Source organism: Acidithiobacillus ferriphilus (genome assembly GCF_018854775.1).
GTDB lineage: Bacteria > Pseudomonadota > Gammaproteobacteria > Acidithiobacillales > Acidithiobacillaceae > Acidithiobacillus > Acidithiobacillus ferriphilus.
Genome location: NZ_JAAZTY010000095.1, coordinates 1 through 8,562, shown reverse-complemented (window position 1 = coordinate 8,562; position 8,562 = coordinate 1). Strand labels below are relative to the sequence as shown.

8 protein-coding genes are annotated in these 8,562 nt (G+C 54.8%); 3 read left to right on the top strand and 5 right to left on the bottom strand.

The window, feature by feature from the left end; translation table 11 throughout:
* From HF921_RS07295 to nifH, 5 genes are all read right to left on the bottom strand, one after another.
* The coding region (locus tag HF921_RS07295) for a nitrogenase component 1 (RefSeq protein ID WP_226834386.1) at positions 1 to 126 on the bottom strand (126 nt) is incomplete at its 3' end.
* Positions 127 to 173: 47 nt separating this feature from the next.
* Positions 174 to 1,565 carry a nitrogenase iron-molybdenum cofactor biosynthesis protein NifE gene (gene nifE / locus HF921_RS07290; RefSeq protein WP_215879448.1) on the bottom strand — a complete coding sequence of 464 codons (1,392 nt, stop codon included), beginning with the start codon at positions 1,563 to 1,565 and terminating at the stop codon, positions 174 to 176.
* Positions 1,566 to 1,707: 142 nt separating this feature from the next.
* Positions 1,708 to 3,267, bottom strand: coding sequence for a nitrogenase molybdenum-iron protein subunit beta (nifK, locus tag HF921_RS07285; protein ID WP_215892735.1), 1,560 nt, complete (start codon positions 3,265 to 3,267; stop codon positions 1,708 to 1,710).
* Between the two features lie 78 nt (positions 3,268 to 3,345).
* Positions 3,346 to 4,821, bottom strand: a complete 1,476-nt coding sequence (gene nifD / locus HF921_RS07280) for a nitrogenase molybdenum-iron protein alpha chain (RefSeq protein ID WP_215893592.1) — start codon at positions 4,819 to 4,821, stop codon at positions 3,346 to 3,348.
* 63 nt (positions 4,822 to 4,884) lie between these two features.
* Positions 4,885 to 5,775, bottom strand: coding sequence for a nitrogenase iron protein (nifH, locus tag HF921_RS07275; protein ID WP_215850274.1), 891 nt, complete (start codon positions 5,773 to 5,775; stop codon positions 4,885 to 4,887).
* A gap of 456 nt (positions 5,776 to 6,231) precedes the next feature.
* On the opposite strand from nifH, the gene HF921_RS07270 reads away from it, so the two are divergent.
* From HF921_RS07270 to draG, 3 genes are all read left to right on the top strand, one after another.
* Positions 6,232 to 6,618: a DNA-binding transcriptional response regulator gene (locus HF921_RS07270; protein WP_215893591.1), complete on the top strand. Its 387-nt coding sequence runs from the start codon at positions 6,232 to 6,234 to the stop codon at positions 6,616 to 6,618.
* Between the two features lie 21 nt (positions 6,619 to 6,639).
* A complete protein-coding gene (locus HF921_RS07265) occupies positions 6,640 to 7,464 on the top strand; it encodes an NAD(+)--dinitrogen-reductase ADP-D-ribosyltransferase (RefSeq protein WP_226834385.1) in 825 nt (274 codons plus the stop codon).
* Positions 7,465 to 7,473: 9 nt separating this feature from the next.
* Positions 7,474 to 8,562, top strand: a 1,089-nt coding sequence (gene draG / locus HF921_RS07260) for an ADP-ribosyl-[dinitrogen reductase] hydrolase (RefSeq protein WP_215893589.1), incomplete at its 3' end; no start/stop codon positions are given.

Genomic DNA, 8,562 nt, shown 5'->3' with positions numbered 1-8,562 from the left:
ACCCTCGTTAAAATGCCGCTGAAAAAGCACCAGGCCAAAGGCGGTACAGCCCTGAGAACCATGCAGCATGGGCATGCAATCGGCGATGCCCATGAAGGCCAGGGCACCGCCGATGGGCTGGCTCATTTTGAGGGGGTTGACCGTACACGCTTTGCGGCTCTGAATGACGGTGCTCATGCCCGTACCTCCCGCATATCCCAGGGCGCGGGTTTGCGCAGTAAGGTCCACATGGGGTTGTAGAGGGCCAAATCGATCTGCTTCACCAGATTGACCATCCCTTCGTAACCGTTGTAGGCGTGATGGCGTTCCTGATTGATGTCCACCCAGGGCATTTTGTTTTTGAGGGCGGCGAATTGGGAGCGTCCACCCGACAGCAACACATCCGCACGCGCCTCCTGGAACATTTTGTACATTTCCCGCGGCGTCATGTCATCAATCATGTGCGCGTCCTGACCCATGAGTTCCTTGATTTTTTCTTTGTCTTCCCTGGTGGATTTCTTGACGCTGGTCCCCACCACTTCCATCCCGCCTTCCTGCAATGCTGACACCACCGACCAGGATTTAACGCCCCCCGTAAAGAGCAACACCCGTTTGCCGCGCAGGCGATGGGTATATTCGGCAATACGCTGCCAGGCTCTTGCCTCTTCCCGGACAATCAGCGCTTCGGTGCGGTCGTGGAGTTCTGCCGGGGCACCCTGCTGGATCAACAGGCGGGTGATCTCCCGGAGAGATTCCGTGGTGTCGGAGATGCCATAAAAGGATCCTTCAAAGAAGGGGATCTGATAACGCTCTTCCATTTTGCGCGCGATATTGATCATGGATTTAGAGCAGACCATCATATTGGCCCTGGCGCGATGGGATTGCGCCACGTCGTGATATTTGGCGTCGCCGCTGATGCAACAGGTTACCCTGATCCCCAAATGATCGAGGAGCGGCTTGACCTGCCAGAGTTCACCGGAAAGGTTGTATTCGCCAATGATGTTAATGTCATAGGGTGTGCTGTATTCCGGTTCCTCCGTGCCGATGACATAATCGAGCAGGGCCTCTCCGGCCAGCTTATTGCCGAGATTCTTCGCGCCGACAAAACCTGGGGAATCGACGGGAATGATGGGCTTTGCAAATTTCTGACTGGCCGCTTTGCAAACGGCTTCGATATCGTCCCCGATCATCGCCGGTACGCAGGTCTGATAGACAAACACCGCCGGCGGATCGTATTTATCGATTATCTCCTTGATGGATTTGAAGAGATGTTTTTCACCGCCGTAGACGACATCCAGCTCGTTGATGTCGGTGGTAAAGCCGGTGCGATAGAGTTGCGAAGCAGAAGATTTTGAACCGCGGTTATCCCAGGAATTGCCCTCACAGGCGATGGGACCGTGAACCAGGTGGGCGACGTCGGTGATGGGTTGCAGGGCGATTTTTGCCCCATCGAAAGCGCAACCACCGGCCGCGCCGCCCGGCTGCAGTGCCTTGGTGCAGCCCTTCTTGCGTTCTTTGTCAGACTTGCTCTGGTTCTTGCTGCATCCCGGCTCATTAAAAACCTCCTGGATTTTGTTCTGCAACATAAAGCACCTCCTGGTAAGTCAGCATGCGACTCAGCGTCTTCAATTGCCAATAAGGCAGGCAATCCCCGGTCGTGGCATAAACCGTCAGGTCCTTGAGAGGCGGCGCTAACGCGCCGCCGGATAGCCGATAAGGCCTTGGCGATTAACGAATAATGTCGAAGCTGTAATCGCTCTGGCTCGGCACATTACTGTTGTTGTCGATCTCATCGAAAATCTTGTCCAATATGCGAACCAGCATATTCAGGCCGCCCTGATAGCCCCAAATGGGATAACGGTGATGATGATGGCGATCGAAGATCGGGAAGCCGTAACGGATAAGGGGCGTGCCCGTATCGCGCTCCAGATATTTCCCGTAGGTATTGCCAAAGAGGAAATCCACCGGTTCAGTGAACAGCAGGCTGCGCATATGCCAGAGATCCTTGCCGGCATAGACATGACAATCCTTGCCGAAGGGTGAACTGTCGAACAACGCCTGCACTTTCTCCGCCCAATGCTTGGACCCATTGGTAGCCAGTACATGGGTGGGTTCGCCGCCTAGCTCCATCAGGAAGGCCGCCAGACCGAGGCACTGATCCGGATCACCGTAGATGGCGAACTTTTTGCCATGAATGTGCGCCGTGGAATCCGCAATGGCATCCACCAGACGCCCCCGTTCTTTTTTCAGTTCATCGGGAATCTCTTTGCCGCTGACACGCGATAATTCCATAATGAATTTGTCCGTGCCCGATACGCCGATGGGGCAATTCAGGGCGACGACTTCCTGACCATGTTCCGCAATGAAAGGCAAAGTCTTTTCCGTGCAATATTCCTGCATGGAGAAAGTGGCTTTGGCATTCAGGGCTGCGGCCGTATCTTCCAGAGTGGTGCCGCCATCATACATGCGGAATTTCCCGTCGCTCGGCGTATCAAAGACATCGCTGGTATCGGCCAGAATCGTGTATTCCAGATTCATGAGGTCCAGGATGCGCTTCACTTCCCGGGTGTTACCGACGGTATAACCATCAAAGCCGCCGATGAAGTTGATCTTCTCGTTGGGTTCGCGCACGAGTGCCGGTACGGTACCCGCCTTGCCGTCCCAAAAATGCGCCAGTACCCCCTTCAGGGCATTGTCATAGCCGGTGATATGGCTACCGACGAAGGCCGGAGTATGGGCGAATGGCACATCATATTCTTCTGGTACGCTGCCCTTTTCCTTGGAGGTTTTGATGAAGGCGTTCAGGTCGTCACCGATCACCTCCGCCATACAGGTGGTGGAAACGGCAATCATCTTGGGTTTGTACATGGCGTAGGTATTGGCGAGGCCGTCAATCATGTTGTTGAGGCCGCCGAATACCGCGGCATCTTCGGTCATGGAAGAGGACACACAGGAAGTGGGCTCCTTAAAATGCCGACTCAGATGGCTGCGGTAATAAGCGACGCAACCCTGTGATCCATGCACAAAAGGCATGGTGCTCTCAAAGCCCACCGCCGCAAACACGGCGCCCAGGGGCTGGCAGGCCTTGGCCGGATTCACCGTCAAGGCTTCACGGGCAAAATTCTTTTCCCGATATTCCCACGTCTTTGTCCACTCACGAACCTGCACGAGCTTGTCGACAGGCTCTGGATTCTCAAATTGTTCCTTCTTGTTCTTGAGCATCTCCTGGTATTCCGGTTCACGGAACAGGTTGAAGTGATCAAGCACCTTTTCAGCGTTCTGACTCATGGCGTTATTCCTCATTCGATCGTTGGGGCGGTCCGTTATCCGCCGATAAGCGGGCGGCACCTGCCGCCCCCACGGTGCTTACTCCCAGGGCGTTTTGGTCAAACTCCACACGGGGTTGTTGATGGCCATATCCATATCCCGGGCGAAGATGGCGAAGCCGTCATAGCCGTGATAGGGACCGGAATAGTCCCAGGAGTGCATCTGCCGGAAAGGCACGCCCATTTTCTGGAAGACATACTTTTCCTTGATGCCGGAACCCACGAGATCAGGCTGGATGCTTTCCACCATCTTTTCAAACTCGTAACCGGTCACGTCGTCATAAATCAGCGTGCCGTCCTTCACATAATGGGTGGTACGCTGATAGTCGTCGTTGTGGCCGAATTCATAGCCGGTTCCCACCACATTCATGCCGAGGTCTTCATAGGCGCCGATGACATGGCGAGGACGCAAGCCGCCGACAAAAAGCATGACCGTTCTGCCTTCCAGACGTGGCCGGTATTTGGCGATCACTTCCTCGGTGAGGCGGTTGTACTTCTCAATGACCCGTTCCGCGCCTTCCTTGATGTGATCATCAAAATAACCGGCGATCGTCCGCAGGGACTCGGCAATTTTTGAAGGCCCGAAGAAGTTGTACTCGACCCACGGCACGCCATGCTTTTCTTCCATATAGCGGGAGATATAGTTCATGGAACGATAGCAGTGCAGGACATTCAATTTGGCCATGGGGGTGTTCTCCAATTCCGCCAGAGAACCATCACCGGACCACTGGGCAATCACCCGCAGACCCATTTCTTCCAGCAGGATGCGTGAACTCCAAGCATCGCCGCCGATGTTGTAGTCACCAATAATGGCAACATCATAAGGGGTTTTTTCAAAAACCTTGGGTTCTGCACCCTGTTTCTCAAAGACATAGTCGCGGATGCTGTCGTTGGCGATATGGTGGCCGAGCGATTGGGATACCCCCCGGAAGCCCTCACAACGCACCGGAACAATGGTTTTACCACCGTATTCCTTTGACTTCTTTTTGGATACCGCTTCGATGTCGTCTCCGATCAGGCCGATGGGGCATTCCGATTGCACGGTGATACCGTGGTTCAGCGGGAAGAGATCCTCGATTTCATCCATGATCTTTTCGAGTTTCTTGTCACCGCCGAAAACGATGTCCTTTTCCTGAAAATCGGAGGTGAACTGCATCGTGACAAAGGTATCCACACCCGTGGTGCCGATATAATAGTTACGGCGTGAAGCCCAGGAATACTGGCCGCAACCGACGGGTCCATGGGAAATATGAATCATGTCCTTGATCGGACCCCAGACGACGCCCTTGGAACCCGCATAGGCACAGCCACGAATGGTCATCACGCCGGGTACCGACTTGATATTGGATTTGACGCCGCAATCCGATTTACCTTCCTCATAGACGTTCAGGTGTTTGGCGCGTCTTTTGGCGGTTTTTTCCGGATAGACCTTGAGAACTTCATCAATCAGGGCGCGATTGCGCGTTTTGGTCTCCGCGACAATCCGCTCCCGGGTTTCTTCAGCGGTAATGCTCATCACATCATCTCCTTAGCGAGAAAAAGAGAGGGCAGCCACCGGGTGGCGGATACCCTCCGTCAATCAGACCGCAGCAGCCAGTTCGGCGGCTGATTTGCCGATCAGGGTCTCGTCCACTGCACTCATGATGCCGAACTCCATGAGCATATCTTCCAGTTCGTCCATGGTGATCGGGGTCGGAATCGTACCGTTACCACCGTTGGCATGGATTTTCTGCGCCAACTGACGGTACTCCTCGGCCTGTTTGGATTCCGGCGCATACTCCAACACCGTCATCCGGCGCAGTTCCGCATGCTGCACGATGTTGTCGCGGGGCACGAAATGAATGAGCTTGGTGCCCAGCTTGCCCGCCAGCGCTTCCGCCAATTCCAGTTCCTTGTCCGTTTGGCGTTCGTTGCACACCAATCCACCCAGACGCACGCCGCCCGAATTGGCGTACTTGAGAATGCCCTTGGAAATATTGTTGGCGGCATACATGGCCATCATTTCGCCAGACATGACGATGTAGATTTCCTGCGCCTTGTTTTCACGAATAGGCATCGCGAATCCGCCACATACCACGTCACCCAACACGTCGTAGGAAACGTAATCGACGCCGTCATAAGCGCCATTTTCCTCCAGGAAGTTGATGGAGGTGATAACGCCACGTCCGGCGCAACCCACGCCCGGCTCCGGTCCACCGGATTCCACGCAACGAATGTCGCGATACCCGACCTTCATAACATCTTCGATTTCCAGATCCTCCACGCTGCCCGCCTCAGCCGCGAGGCTCAGTACGGTGTCCTGCGCTTTGGAGTGGAGAATCAAACGGGTGGAGTCAGCTTTGGGATCGCAGCCAACGATGAGAATCTTTTGGCCCATTTCCGTAAGAGCCGCCAGGGTATTCTGGGAGGTGGTGGACTTGCCAATGCCCCCCTTACCGTAAAAGGCGATTTGCCTTAGTTTGTCGCTCATTGCCATGTCTCCTGTTTCAAAAATGACCAATTTGCAGGTGGAAGCCCCCAAAAACGGGGAAGAGTCGCGTTCCATCCAGAACTCTGCAAGTGCCGTGCCAGGCCTGAAGATATCTACATAACACATTGTTTAACATATAAAATAATGATTTTTCCGTGGTCTCACGGGGGCTGTTTGAAAACCTACAAAACGCACCTTCTATGTCAGGAAGCACACAGCATTGACGGGCTTTGGCCATGCATAGCGCTGCTATTGGATAGGCGGGGCGAAATCGTTAATGTTTAATAAATTAGATTGGTTATTTAATGGCTTAGTGCAATTATCCGGTCGCTGACCACATTTTTTGACGCCGCCTGGCGGATATTCGGGTGTTGAAAACGTAGGTGAAAATACATGGCATAAATACTGCTTTAATTACCTTAAGCAAAAAGGCTTGCTCAATTTTGGAAGGACGATATGCAGATCGGTGTGGATTGTGATCTCGCGGTGGGTAATCGGCGTATTTTTGTGCTGGATACGGATGAAATCGGACGCATGGCGGTGCAATTCATGCTTCATGATGAATATGAAACCCACGAAATCGCCAGTCTTCAGGCCGCCATCGCCAAGGCTCAGGATTGGCCGCCGGACTTGATTATTCTTGGCGAGGCGCTGCTGGGCGAAGACAAGTTGAATGTGGAGACGGTGAGTGAACAATTTCCCAAGACACGACTGATGCTCGTGGTCGGGGAAGCGCGTTCGGCCCTGAACCAATCCGCGATCAGTAAAGGATTCGTGTTGCTACATAAACCGCTGCGACTTGAGGATGTCCGCGCCAAGGTGGCTGCTGTGTTGCATAATTAGCCGGATCGGGGACACTTTTTGTTGGTAGATAACCCCCTGGGGGAGCAGCGCTCCGTCCGTTCACCGGCCGCCAATCCCGGTAGCAATCTGACCGGAATTCCGTCCGGACTGTTGATCAGTGCTGAATTTCACGCGTTCCCGGTACCGCTACATATCGCCGGGGTGCGCGATGGGCACCCCGCGCTTTTCCAAGGATTGTCTCTGGTGCGGGAACAGCGCGAGGCGGGACGGGTATTCCAGGCGTACATGGAAGAAATTTTTGCTGGCGGGCATGACCGAACGAAGAGCCGACGCTTCAGAGCCAGCTATTTACGCCTGCTCAAAGGTTGGGGATATGACAGCAATTCGCCGGAAGGTGCGGTTATGAAGGGCTGGGTGGAGAGCCGGTTCGGCATCGCGCCGAATTTTCACCGGCAAGTGATCGGTCGTGTGGGTGATGCCGCCTGGATTCAGTATATGACCGACAAGATGTCAGGGCGATTTGATAATAATGCGATCTGGTTGCAACTTGACCTTTTGTTTGAATTCGCACAGTGGTCGGCGCGGCGTTTTCTGGCATCCGGACAACGGCATTTGCGCTTGTTCCGAGGGACCAATGATTTTGCGGAACATCCTATTCTCTGGAAAGCCGGAGCGCGGCAGGGGGTGATCCGGCTGAACAATCTGGTGTCCTTCAGCGATGATCGGGATGTGGCCAGTGCATTCGGCGATTACATACTTGAAGTGAATGTGCCATTGGTAAAACTGCTATTTTTCAAGGGGATGCTGCCATGTCGCGCACTTCAGGCGGAGAGTGAGTATCTGGTGATCGGCGGCGAATACACGGCACACATGTACTATTACTGAGGACGATAAATGGGCTACGACTTGCGAGAGAGAGCGTTGGGTGCCTATCTGGGATTGGCGGTCGGGGATGCCCTGGGCGCGCCGGTGGAGTTCATGAGTCCCACGGAAATACGAGAGGAATATGGCGTCCACCGCAATATGACCGGTGGCGGCTGGCTGCATTTGCAGCCCGGACAGGTGACCGACGATACCCAGATGTGTCTGGTGTTGGGGCGGAGCATCCTTGCCGATGAACAATGGTCCATTATCCGCTTTGGCGAGGGGATGGCGCGGTGGTTGCGCGGCCGTCCCGTGGATGTGGGTAATACCTGCCGCCGGGGAATCCGGCGCTTTATGCTCAACGGCAGTACCGCCGCCGAAACGGCGGAATGGGATGCCGGTAATGGTGCGTGCGTGCGCAATCTCCCGGTGGTGCTGGCCACCTTGAACGCCCCCGCGGCCTTCCGGCAGATCAGTGTAGAGCAGGCGCATCTGACCCACCATCACCCGCTGTCGGATATCGCCACCTTGACGCTTGGGGAGATGTTGCGCTGCGCGCTGCGCGGTGACGGCATTTCATCCGTGCGACGTCTGGCGGATGCACTGGTTGCACAGTACCCGGAATTCGATTTCAAAGAGATTCCCCAGGCACCTACGCCCTATATTGTGGATACGGTGCGCACCGTTCTGCATGCGCTGTTCCATACCAATAATTATAAAGACTGCCTGATTATGGTGGTAAATCAGGGTGGAGATGCGGACACCACGGGCGCCCTCGCGGGAATGCTGGCGGGTGGCCTGTATGGGACTTACGGGCTTCCCCATGCTTGGTTGCGGCGTCTGGATCCCGGGCTTCAGAAAGAAATCGCGGCGCAGGTGGATCAGCTTCTGGCCCGGAATGAACGGGCGGATCATGCGCGATTACCGTCGGACCCACTCCTCATTCAGCGCCCGCTCATGGAGGCGGGGGGGGCCAAAACCGTCGGCTTTTCTGAGGATCAATTGCGCCTGTGGACGTCCATATCTCTTGACATGTATGCTGAAAACACTGGCGTCGCCACTGACCAGTGTCGACGATCGGTGCCTTGCCCAAACGTCAGGCAGGTCCGAGGTTTCACC